Raw genomic sequence first — 18,485 nt, forward strand, 5'->3', positions numbered from 1 at the left:
CACCCGGCGCGGACGAGGCCCGGTACCGGGCCGGACGGCAGAGGTGGCTCCATGGGACGGGCGAGCACGACGGGTGGCCTGCACCGGCCACGTCTCGGGAACCGGCTGGTCAGGGTCGCGGCGGCCGGGGTGGCCGTCGTCGCGCTCGCGGCCTGCGCGGACGTCCCCGCGGCGCCGGGCGCCGCGACGATCGGCACCACCGGCGGCGGGAGTCAGGGGACCGCGCAGGGCGACCCCGGCCTGCCGCAGCGGCTCGCGGCCGCGGTGGGCGGCGACGGCGCCTACGCCCACCTGCAGCAGTTCGAGAGGCTCGCCGACGCGAACGACGGCAACCGCGCGGTGGGCACCCCCGGGTACGACGCGGCCGTCGACCACGTCGTCGGGACGCTGCGTGCGAGCGGGTTCGAGGTGTCGACCCCGTCGTTCGAGGTGCGCACCTTCTCCGCGGGCGACGCACGGCTGACCGTGGCCGGCGCACCGGTGACGACCGAGGTGCTCGGCTTCTCCCCCGCCACCCCGCCCGGAGGGCTGACCGCGCCGCTGTCGCTGCGCCCGCGCACCCCGCAGGACCCGACACCGGGCTGCGACGCCGCCGACTACGCCGGGATGCCGGCCGGGGCCATCGCCGTCGTCGAGCGCGGGACCTGCGAGTTCGGCCAGAAGTCCCGGCTCGCGGGGGCGGCGGGCGCGGCGGCGGTGATCGTGGTCAACACCGAGGACGCGGCCCTGCCCGCCACCCTCGGCGACACCCCGGGGGTCGTCCCGACGGCGGCCGTGACGAGGACCGCCGGAGCCGCCCTGCGCGACGGGCAGCAGGCGTCGCTGGTGCTCGACACCACGATCCGGCAGCAGACCTCGCGGAACGTGATCGCCGAGACCACCACCGGCGACCCGGGCCGGGTCGTGGTCGCCGGGGCCCACCTCGACAGCGTGCCCGAGGGCGCCGGCATCAACGACAACGGCAGCGGCAGCGCCGCCCTGCTCGAGATCGCGCAGAAGCTCGGCGGTTCCCCGCCGGTCGGCCAGAAGGTGCGCTTCGCGTGGTGGGGCGCCGAGGAGATCGGCCTGGTCGGCTCGACGAAGTACGTCGAGGGGCTGTCCGAGGCCGACCGCGCGCGGATCGCGCTGTACCTCAACTTCGACATGGTCGGCTCGCCGAACCCCGGCTACCTCGTCTACGACGGCGACAACTCCGACGGCCTCGGCGGCGAGGCGGGCCCGCCCGGCTCCGACACCGCGGAGCGCGTCCTGACCGAGGCGCTGGTCGGGGCCGGCGTGAACGGCCCCGAGGGCACCGCGTTCGACGGGCGCTCGGACTACGGCCCGTTCATCCAGGCCGGCATCCCGGCCGGTGGCCTGTTCACCGGCGCCGAGGAGCGGAAGACCCCGGAGCAGGCGCAGAAGTGGGGCGGCACGCCGGGACAGTCCTACGACCCCTGCTACCACACGGCCTGCGACCGGCTGACCAACATCGACCGGACCGCACTGGACCGGAACGTGACGGCGATGGCCTCGGCGATCGGCCGGTTCGCCGTCGACCTCACCGGGGTCCCGCAGCGCTGACCCGCCCGCGGCGGCCGGTGGCTCAGTCGTAGACACCCGTCACCTCCCAGCGGCCGCCGCGGTGCACGAGCAGCAGGGCCGTGCCGTCGGCGAGCACGACCTGCAGCCGGACCGCGGGCCCGGGGCCGTCGGGGGCCCACCAGCGGGTGTGCACCGGCCAGGGTCCGGCCCAGCCGGTGACCTCCCGGTCCGGGCCGCCGCCCGCGACCCGGCGCGGGACGCCGTCGAGCAGGTCCGGCGCGGCCGGGCACACCTCGGCGCCGTCCGCGGCGAGCAACCGGACCGGGACCGGGACTGGGGGCACCGTCGCCGGGGACGGTGCCGGGAGTCGGCCGGGCCAGGTCGCCGGGGGGTCGGCGGGTGGACGACGACCGGGAGGCTCCGGGGTCACCTGCTCCGCATGCCCGGGGGCACCGGTGGCGCCGTCCCGCGCGGGAGCCACGGGTCCCGGCCGGGCGGGGACCGCCGTGTCCTCGACGACCCGCTCGTCGCCCCACGGCACCAGCCGCACCCGCTCGCCCGGGTCCCGGCCCCCCGTCGGGACCGCGGTGAGCACCGCCTCCGGCCCGAGCAGCGCCTGCACCCGGACCAGGGTCCGCCCGGCCCGCTCGTCGCCCTCGCCGACGTCGCCCCACAGCCCGCGCTGCAGCGCCCCGGCGACCACGGTGTCCTCCGGGGTGAGCCGCAGCGCGACCAGCGTCCCGGAGCCGCCGCGCCCGAGCCACGAGTCGAGCTGCCAGCGCACCCGGTCCACCGTCCCGGACGGCGTCAGCGGCTCGGCGCACCGCCAGACCCGCAGCAGCTCCTCCCCGCTCTCCGTGCGTGCGTGCACCCCCAGCCGGGTGCAGGCCAGGCCGTGCCCGGCGAGCGCGGTGTGCAGCCGGGTCGCGAGTGCCCGCGCGGCGAAGGCGGCCGCGTCGACCCGGTCCACCGGCGGGTCCAGCTCGACCGCCGCGGACAGCTCCTCCGGCGGGACCCGGCGCGCGGGCGGGCGGGGGTCGAGCCCACGGGCGAGCCGGTGCGCGGCCACCGCGTCGGCGCCGAAGCGCGAGGCCACGTCGGACTCCGACAGCGACGCGAACGCCCCCAGCGACCGCAGCCCCAGCCGGCGCAGCAGGTCCACCAGCGCGGCCCGGTCGACGTCGGGGTCCCGGTCCAGCTCGGCGACCTCCAGCGGTGCGAGGAACTCCGCCGACCGTCCCGGCGGCACCCCGCGCCCCCGGCGGGCGGCGAGCGCGGCGGCGAACATCCCGTCCGCGACGCCGATCTGGCACTCGGTCCCCGCGTGCAGGGCGACCTGGTCGATCAGCCGCTCCACCGCGGCGCGCTCCCCACCGAACCAGCCGACCGGACCGCGCGCGGGCAGCACCAGCAGCCCCGGCCGCACCACCTCGACGCCGGGGGCGAGCGCCTCCACCGCGGCGGCGACCGGCTCGAACAGCCGGGCGTCGCGCCCCGGGTCGGGGGCGAGCACCACGAGCTCCGGGCACCGGGCCTGCGCCTCCCGGCGCCGCAGCCCCCGGCGGACCCCGTGCCGGCGGGCCGTCGCCGAGCAGGCCAGGACCCGGTTGGCGTGCAGGACCGCGGCCGGCCGGTCCGCCGGGACGTGCGCGGCGCGGGCGGCCGCGGTGACCGGCCAGTCCGGGGACCAGACCGCCAGCACCCGCGGGTCGGGCTCCGCCCGTCCACCGCCGCCCGTGCCCGTCGCGCCGCCCGCCTCCGCCGTACCGGGCGTGCTCATCCCGCCGCCCGGGCCACGGGCCGCGCGACCGCGACCTCGCCCACCCCGGCCGCGGAGACCGCGGGCACCGACGGCACCGAGGTGATCGCGGGCACCGACGGCACCGCGGGGACCGGGGGTGTCGCCGGGGCGGGGACGACCGTCCCGCCGGGGCCCGGGAGGAGCACCTCCACCCCCCACCCGGCCGGGCCGGAGCGGGCCGGGCCACCACCACGAGGTCCAGCCCGTCCAGCAGTGCCGCGGTCACCCCGACCAGGTCCGCGCCGGGGTCGGGGACCAGCGCCAGCCGGTCCAGCCGCACGCCCGCCTCGGCCGCGGCCGTCGCGCCGAGGCCGGGACGGCCGACCACGCCCGCCCACGCGCCCTCCGCGGACGCGGCGGCCAGCAGCGCGAACAGCAGCGACCCCGCGCCGGACCCCACACCCACCGCCACGGTGGACCCCCGCCGCAGGCCCCCGCCGGGCAGCAGACCGGCCAGCGACCCCGGCACCGGCAGCAGGTCGGCCTCGGTCACCGGACGCGCCTCGACCGTCCCGGCGCTGCGGGCCGGGGGCTCCGGCTCCGGGCAGGGCCCCACGGGCCCCGGCCGGGACCGCTCCAGGCCCGCCCGGGTCTCCGTGCGGCGCAGGACGTGCCGGGCCCGGGCGAGCCGCTCGGCGGCCGAGCCGGCCGCGGCCCCCGGCCCCCGGCCGGGCCCCGTGCCCCGGGCAGCGGCTCCCGCCCGCCCCCGGGGACACGTGACCCGGCCCCGACCACCGGCCCGGACCCCTCCGGACCGGTGTCGTCCCCGGCGTCGACGCCGGCTCCCCCACCGGCACCGCCGACCACCCGGCCGACCGCCGCCGCTCCTCCGACGACGACCGGCCCCTCGCCCGCACCGACGCGCACCGCAGTACCTCCCCGCCACACACCGCGCCACGACCGAACGGTCGCGACCTCGCCCGGCGCGCCGCGGGGAAGGCGACGCGTGCTCGAACTGACGTTCGAAGCATAGGGCCTGTGCCGTCTCTTCGCATCCCCCGGGTGGGGGTGGCGACGACGACGGGAGGACCGTCGCACGCACCCCCGACATTCTCGGCCGGGACACCCTCCGAACTGCTCCGAACGCCGACGGGTCGACGGCCCGGGCCGCGCGAGGCGGTCCCGGGCCGTCGGGGTGGGCGGTGGGTCAGTGGGCGAAGTGCCGCGTCCCGGTCAGGTACATCGGCACGCCCGCCTTCGCGCAGGCCGCGACGACCTCGTCGTCGCGGACCGAGCCGCCGGGCTGCACGACGGCGGCGACCCCGGCGTCGAGCAGCACCTCCAGCCCGTCGGGGAAGGGGAAGAACGCGTCGGAGGCGGCGACCGAGCCGCGGGCCCGGTCCCCGGCCCGGGTCACGGCGAGCTTCGCCGCGTCGACCCGGTTGACCTGGCCCATGCCGACGCCGACCGCGGCGCCGTCGTGGGCGAGCAGGATCGCGTTGGACTTCACCGCGCGGCAGGCACGCCAGGCGAACGCGAGGTCGTCGAGCACCTCGGGGGCGACGGCGTCGCCGGTGACGAGCTTCCAGGCGGCCGGGTCGTCGCCGTCGGCGTCGACGAGGTCGCGCTGCTGCACCAGCAGCCCGCCGGAGATCGGGCGGATCTCGGTGCCGGTGCGGGCGGCGCCGTCGGGGATGCGGAGGACACGGACGTTCTTCTTGCGCTGGAGCACCTCGAGGGCGCCGTCGGCGTAGCCGGGGGCCACGACGACCTCGGTGAAGATCTCGGCGACCTGCTCGGCCATCGCGACCGAGACCTCGCCGTTGACCGCGATGACCCCGCCGAACGCCGACACCGGGTCGGTGGCGTGCGCCTTGCGGTGGGCCTCGGCGACGTCGGCGCCGACCGCGATCCCGCACGGGTTGGCGTGCTTGATCACCGCGACCGTGGGGCGGTCGCCGTGGTCGTGCGCGGCGCGCCAGGCGGCGTCGGCGTCGACGTAGTTGTTGTAGGACATCTCCTTGCCGTGCAGCTGCTCGGCGCCGGCCAGGCCCGAACCGGTGCCGTCGGTGTAGAGCGCGGCGGACTGGTGCGGGTTCTCGCCGTAGCGCAGCGGGCGCTCGCGGGTCCAGGTGGCGCCCACCCACTCGGCGGAGGCGTCGTCGTCGCCCGCGGGGAACTGCTCGCCCATCCAGGTCGCGACCGAGACGTCGTAGGCGGCGGTGTGCCGGTAGGCGTCGGCGGCCAGCCTGCGGCGGTCCTCCACGACGAACCCGCCCGCGCCGACCTGCTCGAGCACCCAGGCGTAGCGCGACGGGTCGACGACGACCGCGACGCTCTCGTGGTTCTTCGCCGAGGCCCGCACCATCGCCGGGCCGCCGATGTCGATCTGCTCGACGGCCTCGTCGCGGCCCGCGCCGGACGCGACGGTCTCGCGGAACGGGTAGAGGTTGGACACCAGCAGGTCGAACGGCGCGATGTTCAGCTGCTCGAGCTGCGCGAGGTGCTCGGGCTTGCGGGTGTCGGCGAGCAGCCCGGCGTGCACCCGCGGGTGCAGGGTCTTGACCCGGCCGTCGAAGCACTCGGGGAACCCGGTGACCTCCTCGACGGGGGTGACCGGGACGCCGGCGTCGGCGATCCGCTGTGCGGTGGAGCCGGTCGAGACGATCTCCACCCCGGCGGCGTGCAGCCCGGTGGCCAGGTCGAGGAGACCGGCCTTGTCGTAGACGCTGATCAGGGCCCGGCGTACCGGCCTGCGCTCACTCACTGTTCACCTCATGGGGTTGGGCGGCGGCGGCGAACCGTCGCACGGTCGCGACCAGCAGCCGTCGTTCCTCGGTCTTGATGCGCTCGTGCAGGGAGGTCTCGTCGTCGCCCGGGAGCACGGGGACCTCCGCCTGCGCGAGCACCGGTCCGGTGTCGAGCCCGGCGTCGACCTCGTGCACGGTCGCGCCGGTGACGGGCACCCGGGCGGCCAGCGCGTCCCGGACGGCGTGCGCGCCGGGGAACGCCGGCAGCAGCGCCGGGTGCGTGTTCAGCATCGGGCATCCGAGCGCGTCCAGGAAGGCCGGGGAGACGAGCTTCATGAACCCCGCCCCGACGACGAGGCCCGGCCGGTGCGCGAGGACGGCCGCGGCGAGCGCGGTGTTCCAGGCGTCGCGGTCGGGGTGGTCGGCGACCCGCTCGACGAAGGTGGGGACACCCGCGGTGCGGGCCCGGTCGAGCCCGGTGGCACCCGCCCGGTCGGCCCCGACGGCGACGACGGCGAACCCGGCGCCCGCGGTGTCGAGCAGTGCCTGCAGCAGGGTGCCGCTCCCGGAGACGAGGACGACGACCCGCAGCGCCCCGTGCCGCTCCTGCGCGCCCACCGTGTCCCTTCCTCGCCGGTCCGGGCCGCTCCACGGCCCCTGGCCAGGGTAGACGCGCCCTCCGACGACGAGGGCGGCCGGTGCGGTGGCCCGGGTCACCCGGCCCGGCCGGGCGGGTCAGTCGTCCCGGGAGCGGTCGCGGGGGCGGGTGATCCGGTCGGTCCGGCCGTCGGTGCGCCGGTCGGACGGGTCCCCGCCGTCGGTGCCCCGGTCGGCGCGGCGCCCGGCTGCGCGGCGACCGTCGGGGCCGTGGTCCCCCGCGTCGTCGCCGTCGCCGTGGTCGGGGTCGTCGTCGGGGTCCTCGTCGTCGCCGGCGGGGTCACGGCCGGCGGAACCGTCGACGCGACGGGCGGCCGTGCGACCGGCTCCGTCGGGCTCCTCGTCGGGGGCGGCGTCGGAGTAGGGGTGGAGGTCGTCGTGGCCCCCGTCGTCGTCCCACACGGCGTCGGCACGGCGGGCGGGCGCCCCGGCGGTGCGACGGCGTTCGACCAGCTCCCCCACCGTCGACGCGCGACGGCGGTCCCGGGCCGCCCGGGCCCGGTCGACCGCGGTCCGCGACCGGTCGGTGCCGCCCATCGGGACGTGCCGGGCGAGCTCGGTCCCGGCGCAGGTCAGCACGGCCGGGGTCCCGACCAGCAGCAGCGCGCAGCCGAGGACCGCCCACGGGTGGAACGACACCGGGTCGTAGGGCCCGCCCGCGAGCGCACCCCCGGCGAGCGCCGCCGGGACGGCCGCCCCGACCGCGACGACCACGGCCGCCAGCGCCGGTGCCGCGACCCGGTCCACGACCGGCGCGTCGTCGGCCAGCGCCCGCCGGCAGGCGATCCCGCCGAGCACCCCCGCGACGACGGGCAGCAGCACGACCAGCACCGCGGCCGTCGGGACGGTGGCGACGGGCAGGACCACCGCGGGCGGGAACGGCGGCAGCGGACCCGGCTCGACGCCGAACGGACCGGAGCGGGCGATACCGACCGACACCCCCGCGCCCAGCGCCCAGGACAGCGCCCCGACCAGGGCGTTCGGCAGGTACCCGATGCTCAGCACCAGCACCCCGACGCCCGCCCAGGCGCCGGGGGCGATGCGCTCGGCGGTGTCGGCGACGTCCGGGGCGCTCGCGACCAGCGCCACGGTCAGGACGAGGGCGGCGACCAGCAGCAGCGCGGCGGCCGCGACCCGGGCCCCGGCGAGCGCCGCGCCGGGCCAACCCGCCAGCACCCGCTTCCAGGCCGCCGGCGCCCCGCAGGCGTGGACGACGCCGATCCCGGCGGCCGCCCCGGCCACCAGCCCGGCCCCGATCATCGACGCCCAGGGGGCGGTGACGGCCATGTCCCGCGGCAGCAGTGCGCCGGCGAGCACGGCGAGCGCGGCGGCGGCCCCGGCCTGGGACGCGACGACGGCGCCCGCGTCGTGCCGGACCCGCCCGCCCAGGCGGAGCACCGCCCAGCGCGAGCAGAAGGCGACCAGCGCGACGACCACCAGCGTCGGCAGCAGCGGCAGCACCCCGAACGGGCGCCCGTCCACCGCGACCGGGATGAGGTGCGCGGCCAGCCACAGCGGGACGGCTGTGGCGAGTGCCCCGTCCGCGGTGACCGCGACGCCGCCGGTGCCGGTCAGCAGCGCCGCCACCGGGACGAGCATCGTGTACCCGGCGAGGACGGCGCCCATCGTGGCCACGAGCAGGATCCGCAGCCGGTCCAGCCCGGTGCCGGTCCCGGTACCGCGCGTCGGGGTCCGGGCGGGGCGGCGGCGCCCCCGCTCCCGGTCCGCGACGGCGGTCGCGCGCCCACCGCGGGAGCGCTCCGGTGCGGGCCCGGTGGACCGGGCCCGGGAGCCCGGGCGGCCGCGGGCGGGACGGGGCGGGGTGGTGCTCACCCGGTCAGCGTCGCAGCGAACGCGGCCCGGGAGGGGCAGGCACGCCGCGACGTGCCGGGACCCACGGTTCCCTCCGCTCAGGCGGAGCCGTCACCGCCGGGCCGGAAGGTGCGGGTGGCCTCGTCGTCACCGGACGCCGGGGCCGCGGGGCGCTCGGTCTGCTCGCCGGGCGCCGGGGCGGAGCCGGAGCCGGGGATCGCGGAGGGGCGGGTGACGCCCGCGTCGTCCCCGGTACCGCTCGTGCCCGCCGTGTGGGGGGTGGTCGGGGGCGGGGCCTGCTCGCCCCCCGGCGCGCCGGTCACCGCGGCGGCGCGGTCACCGTAGGACACCCCGGAGAAGGCGCCGCCCGCGCCGGACGGCGTGTGCGGTGCCGCGTCCGCCTGCGGGGTGCGGCCGCCGACCGCGTGACGGCCCGCGTCGTCGCCGGTCCGGTCCTGCGCCCCGGGCACCTCGGGCGCGCCGTGGGCCCCGGACTGCGCCGGGTACTGCCCGGCGGCGGGCTGCGACGCGGCGGGCACCGCACCGGGGGCGCCGTACGCGGCGGCACCGGCGTGATCCGCGCCGGGCTGCACCGCACCGGACTGCGCCGCACCGTGGGCGGCGCCGTACTGGCCCGCTCCGTACTGGCCGGCGCCGTACTGGCCGGCGCCCGGCTGGGCGACACCGTGCTGTCCCGCACCGGGCTGCCCCGCGACGTGCTGTCCGGCGGCGTACTGGCCCGCACCGGGCTGGCCGGGGGTGTACGGGGCCGCGCCGGGCTGGGCGGCGTAGGGGCTCGCGCCGTACTGGCCCGAGGCGTAGGGGTCCGCTCCGTAGGGCGTCGCACCGGAGGCCGCACCGTACGGGGCCGCGGCACCCGGCTGGCCCGCACCGTAGGGCTGCTGCGGCATCCAGGGCGGCTGCCGGCCCGGCGGGACCTGGCCGGGGCCGGGGCCCCAGCCGGGCTGCCCGACGTGCGACGGGCGCTGCGCCCGCGGCGCGGGGGCGGAGACGACACCGGACAGGAGGAGCTGGGCGTAGAGCAGTGCGGCGGCGGCGAGCAGCGCGACCACGAACACGACCCACCCGAGCGTGCCGCCGACCGCCCCGGTGCCGCTGCCGGCCAGGAGCAGCAGCATCGTCAGCGCCCCCGTCGTCGACAGGACCACGCCCGCGACCAGGGTGCGCCCGGTGCCGGGCAGCAGGGTGAGGCCTCCCGCGACGCCACCGGCGACGACCATCGCGACCGGGAACAGCCCGGTCGTGACGTCGAAGAAGGTCAGTACCAGCGCCAGCAGGGCCAGCACGGCCCCCGCCAGGACGGCGACCCGCACCGTCGGAGCGGGCGCGGCCTGCTCCGGAGCCGGGACGGCCCCGGGCTCGTTGCTCGACATGACGACCACTCCCGTGTGACGGACGGACTCGCTGCACCGCACGCTAGCCGATGCCCCCGACCCGGCCGGGTGAGGCGCTCGGGGTGCACACAGCACGACGCGCGGGCACCCGGGAGAAGTTCCCGGGGCCCGCGCGTCGGACGTGCGACCCGAACTCCGATCAGGCGGAGAGGATCTCCTTCATCAGCGCGGCGGTCTCGGACGGCGTCTTGCCGACCTTGACACCGGCGGCCTCGAGGGCCTCCTTCTTGGCCTGCGCGGTGCCGGCCGAGCCGGACACGATCGCGCCGGCGTGGCCCATCGTCTTGCCCTCGGGGGCGGTGAAGCCCGCGACGTAGCCGACGACCGGCTTGGTGACGTTGGCCTTGATGAAGTCCGCGGCGCGCTCCTCGGCGTCGCCACCGATCTCACCGATCATCACGATGGCCTCGGTCTCGGGGTCCGCCTCGAACGCCTCGAGGGCGTCGATGTGGGTGGTGCCGATGACCGGGTCGCCGCCGATGCCGATGGCGGTGGAGAAGCCGAACTCACGCAGCTCGTACATCATCTGGTAGGTCAGCGTGCCGGACTTCGACACCAGGCCGATCCTGCCCGCGCCGGCGATGTTCGCCGGGATGATGCCCGCGTTGGACTTGCCGGGCGAGATGATGCCGGGGCAGTTCGGGCCGATGATCCGGGTCTTGTTGCCGGTGGCGACCGCGTGCGCCCAGAAGTACGCCGAGTCGTGCACCGGGATGCCCTCGGTGATGACCACGGCCAGCGGGATCTCGGCGTCGATGGCCTCGATCACGGCGTCCTTGGCGAACTTCGGCGGGACGAAGATGACCGACACGTCGGCGCCGGTCTCCTTGATCGCCTCCTCGACCGTGCCGTAGACGGTGACGTCCTTGTCGCCGATGGTGTGCGTGGTCCCGGCCTTGCGGGCGTTCACACCACCCACGATGTTCGTCCCGGCGGCGAGCATCTTGGTGGCGTGCTTGGTGCCCTCGCCGCCCGTGATGCCCTGGACGATGACCTTGCTGTTCTCGTTGAGGAAGATCGACATGTCTCAGGCTCCAGCGTTCGCGAGCTCGGCGGCCTTGGCGGCCGCGTCGTCCATCGTGCCCACCACGGTGACGAGCGGGTGGTTCGCGTCGGCGAGGATCTGACGACCCTCCTCGACGTTGTTGCCGTCCAGGCGGACGACCAGCGGCTTGGTCGCGTCGTCGCCCAGGATCTTGAGGGCCTCGACGATGCCGTTGGCGACCGCGTCGCACGCGGTGATGCCGCCGAAGACGTTGACGAAGACGCTCTTGACCTCGTCGTCACCCAGGATGACGTCCAGGCCGTCGGCCATGACCTGCGCCGAGGCGCCGCCGCCGATGTCGAGGAAGTTGGCGGGCTTGACCCCGCCGTGCGCCTCGCCGGCGTAGGCGACGACGTCGAGGGTGCTCATGACGAGCCCCGCGCCGTTGCCGATGATGCCGACCTGGCCGCCGTCGAGCTTGACGTAGTTGAGGCCCTTGGCCTTGGCCTTCGCCTCGAGCGGGTTCTCGGTGCGCTCGTCGACCAGGTCCGCGTGCTGCGGGTGCCGGAAGTCGGCGTTGGTGTCCAGGGTGACCTTGCCGTCGAGGGCGATCACCTTGTCCTGCGGGTCACGGACCAGCGGGTTGACCTCGACCAGCGTCGCGTCCTCGGAGACGAAGGTCTCCCAGAGCTTCACGATCACGTTCGCGGCCTCGTCGGCGACGGCGGCCGGGATCTTGCCCGCGGCGACGATCTCGTCGGCCTTGGCCTTGTCGACACCGGCGATCGGGTCGATGGCGATCCGGGCCAGCGCGTCCGGGCGCTCGACGGCCAGCTGCTCGATCTCCATGCCGCCCTCGGCCGAGCACATGGCCAGGAAGGTGCGGTTGGACCGGTCCAGCAGGAAGGAGAAGTAGTACTCCTCGGCGATGTCGCTGGCCTCGGTGACCAGGACCTGGTGCACGGTGTGACCCTTGATGTCGAGGCCCAGGATGGCCTCGGCCTTCTCCTTGGCCTCGTCGGCGTTCTCGGCCAGCTTCACGCCGCCGGCCTTGCCCCGACCACCGGTCTTGACCTGTGCCTTGACCACGACGGCGGTGCCCAGCTCGGCCGCCGCGGCCGCCGCGTCGGCGGCGTTGTCCACGGTCCGGCCCGGCAGCACCGGGACTCCGTGCGCGGCGAAGAGGTCCTTCGCCTGGTACTCGTAGAGGTCCACTCGGCTCTCCCGCTCCACTTCGCTCTCGCCGCGACCGGCGCGACCCCGGCTCGTTCTCCGGGCGCGCCCCGCACAGGTGGCGGGCGGCAGCGGTCGCGGACGTCGGTGATGCTGCGACGGGGAGCCTAGCCACGCCGCGCGCACCGGTCCTGACCTGGGCCGGTGACCGCTGTCACCCCGTCGGCGCAGTGCTCGATTCAGATCGGCCGACCGAGTGATCGGGGCCACCGACCGTCCCGCGACACAGCGGAATCCTGTGACCTGCCTTACCTTTCGGACATGGCGACGTCGCTACCCGGAGGCGCTCGCCTGCGCGCGATCGCCGACGGGGCGCTGTCGACAGTGACGGCCGCGACGTCCGATCTCGGGCAGGCGGCGGGATACGCCGCGCGGACCTTCACCTCGCGGGCGGGACTGCGCGGACTGGCACTGGAGGGCGCCTGGCTGGCCGCGCACCTCGCGCTGTACCCGATCGGGCTGGCCGAGGAGACCGTCCGCCCGCACGGCCACTGGCGCACCGACAGCCTGCCGCCGGTCAAGCGCAGCCTGGTCGTCGCCGACCCCACCGCCGCCGGGACGCCGATCCTGCTGGTCCACGGCATCATGGACAACCGCTCGGTGTTCACCGTGTTCGCCCACGAGCTGCGCCGGCGCGGCTTCGGGGTGGTGCACGCCATCAACTACAGCCTGTTCACCGACGACGTCCGCACCGCGGCGCACGAGCTGCGCGGCCACGTCGAACGGCTGCGCGAGGCCACCGGGTCGGACCGGGTGCACATCGTCGGGCACTCCCTCGGCGGGGTGATCGCCCGCTACTACGTGCAGCGGATGGGGGGCGACGCCGTCGTCGACACCCTGGCGACGCTCGGCAGCCCGCACTCGGGCAGCAACCTGGCCCGGATCGCGCCGCTGCCGCTGTGCCGCCAGCTCCGCCCCGGCTCGGCGATCCTGCGCGAGCTGGACGAACCGGCCCCCGGCTGCCGGACCCGGTTCCTGGTGGTCTGGTCGCGGATGGACGAGATCATCGTCCCGCAGCGGAACTCCCGGCTGCGTCACCCGGACCTCGACGTCACCGAGCTGGAGCTCGACGACGTGGGCCATCTCGCGCTGCCGGTGGACCGGCGCACGGTGCACTTCGTGGCGAGCACGCTGGCCCGCGGGGAGGCGGAGCGGCGCGAGCACGACCGGGTGCGCGACCGGCGGCTGCGCGGGTCGCTGCGGCTGGTCGGCCGGCACGCCGCCGAAGGCGCCTGAGCGTCCGGTCCGGGTGGGGGAATGGGATCCTCCGTTCGCCGTCGCGTCGCCGACCGCCCGACCGGTCGTCGATGATCCGCGACCGTCCGCAACCGCGCGGCGGGCCGCCGTTGCCGCCCGGCGGGGCCCGGGTTACCGTCGCGTCGTCCACGTCACGGACCGGTCACGGTGATCGGTGTCGCCCCGAACGACGCCATCCCCCGACGGAGCCCCCACTCCGACGATCACCGCCGAACGGCCCGCGGCGCCCTGAACACCAGAAGGGCAGTCTTGTCGCGCCACCGCTTCCCCAGCGGCGCCACGCGACCGGAGGCCCGGCCCGGCACGCTCCCCCCTGTGCCGCCGGCCGGTCACCGGCTCCCGGCGCTCCCGGCTCCCCCGCCGGTGGTCTCGCGTACCCGTGTGACCGTCGCCGCGGCGGCCGGTGGCGCCCTGGTCGCGGCCGGTCAGACGGTCGCCGGCGCCCTCGGGGTGCCCGGCTGGGGCGGTGAGGCCGCGGTCGAGGAGGCCTACGCCCGGCTCGCCGCCTCGGCGATGCTGCCGGTGTCCAGCGACACCCGCCCGGCCGACACGACCGCCCCGATGGACGCCTCCGCGATCGGCGGCGAGCAGCTCTCCGCGCAGGCCGCGTCGCTGCCCGACCTGGACTCCACCTCGAAGGTCGACGTCGCCAACCTGACGAAGGCCGCCCGGATGGGCCGCGAGGCCGCCAAGCTGGAGCGGGCCGTGACGACCGCGATGTCGCACGGCGCCCCGAAGGCGGTCATGTACAACGGCGAGGCCCTGGTCATGCCGACGGCCGGCCGGTTCACCTCCGGCTTCGGCGCCCGCTGGGGCGTGCAGCACAAGGGCATCGACCTCGCCGCCCCGATCGGCACCCCGATCTTCGCCCTGACCGACGGCGTCGTGGAGAAGTCCGGCCCGGCCAGCGGCTTCGGGATGTGGGTGGTGCTCAAGCACCCCGACGGCACCAGCACCGTCTACGGCCACATCAACCGGTCGTTCGTGCAGGAGGGCCAGCAGGTCGAGGCCGGCGACGAGATCGCCGAGGTCGGCAACCGCGGCCAGTCCACCGGCCCGCACCTGCACCTCGAGGTGTGGGAGCCGGACGGCACCAAGATCGACCCGCTGCCGTGGCTGGCCGCGCGCGGCCTCGACGTCACCGCCGCGACGGGCTCCCGCGACGCCTGACCGGCGGTCGCCGCTCCCCGGCCCGCCCGGACGGTCCAGAATGGCCGGGTGGCGGACGAGTCGGCGTACCGGGTGGGGGACGGCGAGCGACGGGCGGTCGACGCCCGGCTGCAGCGCGCGCACGGCGAGGGACGACTGTCCCTGCCCGAGTACGAGGAACGCTCGGCGAAGGCCTGGGCGGCCCGCACCCGCGCCGACCTGGAGCCGTTGACCCGCGACCTCCCGGCCGACACCGCCGGGGCGCCCACCGCCGCCGTCGAGCAGGCGCCGACCACGGCACTCCCGGCGCGGGCACCGACCGGCGAGTTCGCCGCGGCCGCCGGGCGGCGCGCCGGCGGGATCCTCGCCACGGCCGCGCTGGTCGTCGCCGCCGTCTGGGGCGGGTCGCAGGTGCTGCCGCTGACCGACGGCGTGACGGTGTTCGGGTCCCGCACGATCGGGGTCCAGGCCGAGGCCCCGCGGGTGGGCGGGGTGCTGCTGTTCGGCTCGGTCGAGGTCGTGGTGCCCGAGGGCACCCGGGCGGACGTCTCCGGGTTCACTGTGTTCGGCTCGACCGACTGCCCGACGGCGTGCGCCGCGCCGGGCGACCGGACGGTGGACGTGCACGTCGTCGGGGCGTTCGGGTCGGTGAAGGTGCTGACCCCGGCCGAGGCCGCGACGCAGGACCGCGACGACGACTGAGGTCTACAGCTTCTGCATCGGGACGCCGCCGATCAGCATCAGCCGGACCGTCCCGCCCGAGCCGAAGTCGATCGTCACCGTCGCGCGCGGGCCGATGCCGTCGGCCGCGACGACGGTGCCCAGGCCGTACTTGTCGTGGTTGACCCGGTCCCCGACGTCGAGGTGCAGCGACTGGTTGTTCAGCGACCTCTCCGGGACCTTCCAGCTCCCGCGGTCGGTCGCCTGCGGCCGCTTCCCGAACCCGAACCGCCCCACCGGCGCCGACGGCCGCTGTGCGGCGAGCTGCTCCTCGGTGCGCCGCCAGTCGAGCAGTGACGGGGGCACCTCGTCGAGGAAGCGCGACGCCGGGTTGGTGCTGGGCTGCCCGAACGCGGACCGGACGATCGCCCGGGACAGGTAGAGCCGCTTCTCCGCGCGGGTGATCCCGACGTAGGCCAGGCGGCGCTCCTCGGCGAGCTCCTTCGGGTCCCCGAGGGTGCGCAGGTGGGGGAAGATCCCGTCCTCCCAGCCCGTCAGGAAGACCACCGGGAACTCCAGGCCCTTCGCCGTGTGCAGGGTCATCATCGTGACCACGCCGGAGTCGTCGTCGGGGATGGAGTCCGCGTCCGCGACGAGCGCGACGCGCTCCAGGAACGCGGCCAGCGAGCCGGGCTCCGGGACACCGTCGGGGGTGTCGTCGTAGGTGTCGGCCTCGCCCTCGGGGGCCGCGCCGTCGGATGCCCCGTCGGCGGGGGCGGCACCGGACCCGATCGCGGCCCCGCCGTCCGGCGCCAGGTCCGCGACGGCGGCGTCCCCCGCGAACTCCCGCGCCACCGTGACGAGCTCGGCGAGGTTGTCCATCCGGGTGCCGTCCTGCGGGTCCTCCGACGCCTGCAGCTCCTCCAGGTAGCCGGTGCGCGCGTAGACGGCCTCGAGGACCTCGGCGGTGTCGTCGCCGCGCTCGACGAGCTCGCGCAGCTCGTCGAGCATCCGCACGAACCCGGCGATGTTCTTCTGCGAGCGGGTCGCCAGGGCGGGGAGCCGCTGCGGCTCCTCGGCGGCGGCGCGCAGCGCGCGGGCGAACGAGGTGCGCTCGCGCTCGGCGTACTCGGCGACGACGGCCTCGGCCCGGTCCCCGATGCCGCGCTTGGGCACGTTGAGGATCCGGCGCAGGCTGACCGTGTCCTCCGGGTTGGACAGCACCCGCAGGTAGGCCAGCGCGTCGCGGATCTCGCGGCGCTCGTAGAACCGCACCCCGCCGACGACCTTGTAGGGCAGCCCGACCCGCAGGAACACGTCCTCGAAGACGCGGGACTGGTTGTTGGTCCGGTAGAACACCGCGATGTCGGAGTTGCGGTACTCGCCGGTGTCGACGAGCCGGTCGATCTCACGGGCGACGAACGACGCCTCGTCGTGCTCGTTGTCCGCGACGTAGCCGACGACACGCTCGCCGTCGCCCGAGTCGGACCACAGCCGCTTGTCCCGCCGCTCCGGGTTGCGGGCGATCACCGCGTTCGCCGCGGACAGGATCGTCTGGGTCGAGCGGTAGTTCTGCTCCAGCAGGATGGTCCGCGCGTCCGGGAAGTCCTGCTCGAACTCGATGATGTTGCGGATGTTCGCGCCGCGGAAGGCGTAGATCGACTGGTCCGAGTCACCGACGACGCACAGCTCGCCGGGACGCCCGTTCGCCGTGGCCGGCGCGACGAGCTGGCGGACCAGCTCGTACTGGGCGTGGTTGGTGTCCTGGTACTCGTCGACCATGACGTGCCGGAAGCGGCGCCGGTAGTACTCGGCGACGGCCGGCAGCCGGTCCAGCAGCGAGACCGTCTCCATGATCAGGTCGTCGAAGTCGAAGGCGTTCGCCTGGCGCAGCCGCGACTGGTAGACGCCGTAGACCTCGGCGATGCGCCGCTCGTGGTCGGTGGCGGCGCGCTCGGCGGCCTCGTCCGGCGAGACGAGCTCGTTCTTCAGGTTGGAGATCTGGGCGGCCAGTGCGCGCGGGGCGAACTTCTTCGGGTCCAGCTCCAGGTCGCGCCCGACGATGCCGACGAGGCGGCGGGTGTCGTCGGCGTCGTAGACGGAGAAGGCGCTGCGCACGCCGAGGTGCTTGGCCTCGCGCCGGAGGATCCGCACGCACATGGAGTGGAAGGTGGACACCCACATCGGCCCGGAGCGTCGCCCGACGAGGGCGTCGACGCGCTCCTTCATCTCGGCCGCGGCCTTGTTGGTGAAGGTGATCGCCATGACCTCGCCGGGGTGCACCCCGCGTTCGGCGAGCAGCCAGCCGATCCGGTGGGTGAGCACGCGGGTCTTCCCCGACCCCGCTCCGGCGACGATCAGCAGCGGTGAACCCGCATGCGTCACGGCCTCCCGCTGGCGGTCGTTCAGGCCGTCCAGCAGGCGGCGGCCCTGGGCCGTCGTCGGCTCGGCAGCGGCGGCGGGGCCCGTCCCGGGGAGTTCGAACAGCGCACTCATCGTGTCGAACACGGTACGCCGGGGGTCCGACGACCCCGCTCCGGCGTCGCCGGTCCCGGAAACCACGGCGGCCCGGTGCGCCGGGTGGTCTACACTCGCCGCGTGGCTCACGACGGGCGATTTCGCTACGGGTACCGGACCCCGGTTCCCGCTGCGCCGCCCGTCTGAGCCCAGACGCCACCCGCACGCCCCGGAGTCCGACGGACCCGGGGCGTTCGCATGTCCTCGGTCCCGACGGCCCGTGACCGAGACGAGGAGACCATGACCGTGACCGACCCCGCAGCCCCGCAGCCGAGCTCCGGCACGAGCACCGAGGTGCGCACCGGAGCCGACCCCGAGATCGAGCAGCTGCGCCGGGAGATCGACCGGCTCGACGCCGAGATCCTCGACGCGATCCTCCGCCGCACCGAGGTCTCGAAGCGCATCGGTGCCGCCCGCATGGCCGCGGGCGGACCGCGCATCGTCTACAGCCGCGAGATGGCGGTGCTGGACCGCTTCGCCGACCTCGGCCCCGAGGGCCGCGAGCTGGCGATGATGCTGCTGCGGCTGGGCCGCGGACGTCTCGGCGGCCGTTGACGACCGTGTGACACCCTGTCGCGCCCGGCGACGGGGGCCGGAGCGGCGACCGCTCGGCGATTCACGCGCAGTACACAGGGCGACACGCCCACACGGGCCCCACCTGGGGTTCAGGTCGGGGCAGGCTTGCGCAGTGGTTGCCTTGCGAGGCAACGAGCAGGTCGAGCGGTCGGATACGGCCGATGAACGGGAACCACCCGATCGGGTGATCTGCGACGAGCGGAGTGTGA

At 76.2% G+C, this 18,485-nt stretch carries 14 protein-coding genes; 5 read left to right on the forward strand and 9 right to left on the reverse strand.

Annotation, left to right across the window (positions count from 1 at the left end; genetic code table 11):
• Window positions 1-51 precede the first annotated feature (51 nt).
• Window positions 52-1,563: a M28 family metallopeptidase gene (locus ZF1_RS23000; protein WP_482638321.1), complete on the forward strand. Its 1,512-nt coding sequence runs from the start codon at window positions 52-54 to the stop codon at window positions 1,561-1,563.
• Window positions 1,564-1,585: 22 nt separating this feature from the next.
• Here ZF1_RS23000 and ZF1_RS23005 read toward each other — a convergent pair whose 3' ends face one another.
• From ZF1_RS23005 to sucC, 8 genes are all read right to left on the reverse strand, one after another.
• Window positions 1,586-3,304, reverse strand: a complete 1,719-nt coding sequence (locus tag ZF1_RS23005; protein WP_482638322.1) for a DNA polymerase Y family protein — start codon at window positions 3,302-3,304, stop codon at window positions 1,586-1,588.
• A complete protein-coding gene (locus ZF1_RS23010; RefSeq protein WP_482638323.1) occupies window positions 3,301-3,477 on the reverse strand; it encodes a hypothetical protein in 177 nt (58 codons plus the stop codon). The genes ZF1_RS23005 and ZF1_RS23010 overlap by 4 nt, the downstream gene beginning before the upstream one ends.
• A 995-nt stretch (window positions 3,478-4,472) precedes the next feature.
• The gene (gene purH / locus ZF1_RS23015; protein WP_482638324.1) at window positions 4,473-6,032 is read right to left on the reverse strand and encodes a bifunctional phosphoribosylaminoimidazolecarboxamide formyltransferase/IMP cyclohydrolase; all 1,560 of its coding nucleotides are present in this window, start codon (window positions 6,030-6,032) and stop codon (window positions 4,473-4,475) included.
• The gene (purN, locus tag ZF1_RS23020) at window positions 6,025-6,633 is read right to left on the reverse strand and encodes a phosphoribosylglycinamide formyltransferase (protein WP_208827067.1); all 609 of its coding nucleotides are present in this window, start codon (window positions 6,631-6,633) and stop codon (window positions 6,025-6,027) included. Before purN ends, purH begins: the two co-directional genes overlap by 8 nt.
• Before the next feature lie 117 nt (window positions 6,634-6,750).
• Window positions 6,751-8,505: a cell division protein PerM gene (locus ZF1_RS23025; protein WP_482638325.1), complete on the reverse strand. Its 1,755-nt coding sequence runs from the start codon at window positions 8,503-8,505 to the stop codon at window positions 6,751-6,753.
• A gap of 77 nt (window positions 8,506-8,582) precedes the next feature.
• A complete protein-coding gene (locus tag ZF1_RS23030) occupies window positions 8,583-9,878 on the reverse strand; it encodes a DUF5336 domain-containing protein (protein WP_482638326.1) in 1,296 nt (431 codons plus the stop codon).
• A gap of 160 nt (window positions 9,879-10,038) precedes the next feature.
• Window positions 10,039-10,923 (reverse strand): succinate--CoA ligase subunit alpha, encoded by an 885-nt coding sequence (gene sucD, locus ZF1_RS23035; RefSeq protein ID WP_073576419.1) that lies wholly within the window; start codon window positions 10,921-10,923, stop codon window positions 10,039-10,041.
• A gap of 3 nt (window positions 10,924-10,926) precedes the next feature.
• Entirely contained in the window at window positions 10,927-12,117 is a 1,191-nt protein-coding gene (gene sucC, locus ZF1_RS23040) for an ADP-forming succinate--CoA ligase subunit beta (protein WP_301549002.1), read from the reverse strand.
• Window positions 12,118-12,378: 261 nt separating this feature from the next.
• On the opposite strand from sucC, the gene ZF1_RS23045 reads away from it, so the two are divergent.
• The 3 genes from ZF1_RS23045 (at window position 12,379) to ZF1_RS23055 (ending at window position 15,225) form a co-directional block, all read left to right on the forward strand.
• Window positions 12,379-13,353: an esterase/lipase family protein gene (locus tag ZF1_RS23045; RefSeq protein ID WP_208823105.1), complete on the forward strand. Its 975-nt coding sequence runs from the start codon at window positions 12,379-12,381 to the stop codon at window positions 13,351-13,353.
• 402 nt (window positions 13,354-13,755) lie between these two features.
• Complete coding sequence (locus ZF1_RS23050; RefSeq protein ID WP_482638327.1) at window positions 13,756-14,544, forward strand: M23 family metallopeptidase; 789 nt, start codon at window positions 13,756-13,758, stop codon at window positions 14,542-14,544.
• A 48-nt stretch (window positions 14,545-14,592) separates the two neighbouring features.
• On the forward strand, window positions 14,593-15,225 hold the full coding sequence (locus ZF1_RS23055; RefSeq protein WP_405415075.1) for a DUF1707 SHOCT-like domain-containing protein: 633 nt from the start codon (window positions 14,593-14,595) through the stop codon (window positions 15,223-15,225).
• Window positions 15,226-15,228: 3 nt separating this feature from the next.
• On the opposite strand, the gene ZF1_RS23060 is transcribed toward ZF1_RS23055, so the two are convergent.
• Window positions 15,229-17,679 (reverse strand): UvrD-helicase domain-containing protein, encoded by a 2,451-nt coding sequence (locus tag ZF1_RS23060; protein ID WP_073576851.1) that lies wholly within the window; start codon window positions 17,677-17,679, stop codon window positions 15,229-15,231.
• Window positions 17,680-17,994: 315 nt separating this feature from the next.
• Between ZF1_RS23060 and ZF1_RS23065 the strand changes: the two genes are divergently transcribed.
• Window positions 17,995-18,255, forward strand: a complete 261-nt coding sequence (locus ZF1_RS23065; RefSeq protein WP_149663792.1) for a chorismate mutase — start codon at window positions 17,995-17,997, stop codon at window positions 18,253-18,255.
• The last annotated feature ends 230 nt before the right edge of the window (window positions 18,256-18,485 follow it).

The sequence above is a fragment of the Pseudonocardia sp. ZF1 genome (assembly GCF_056835605.1).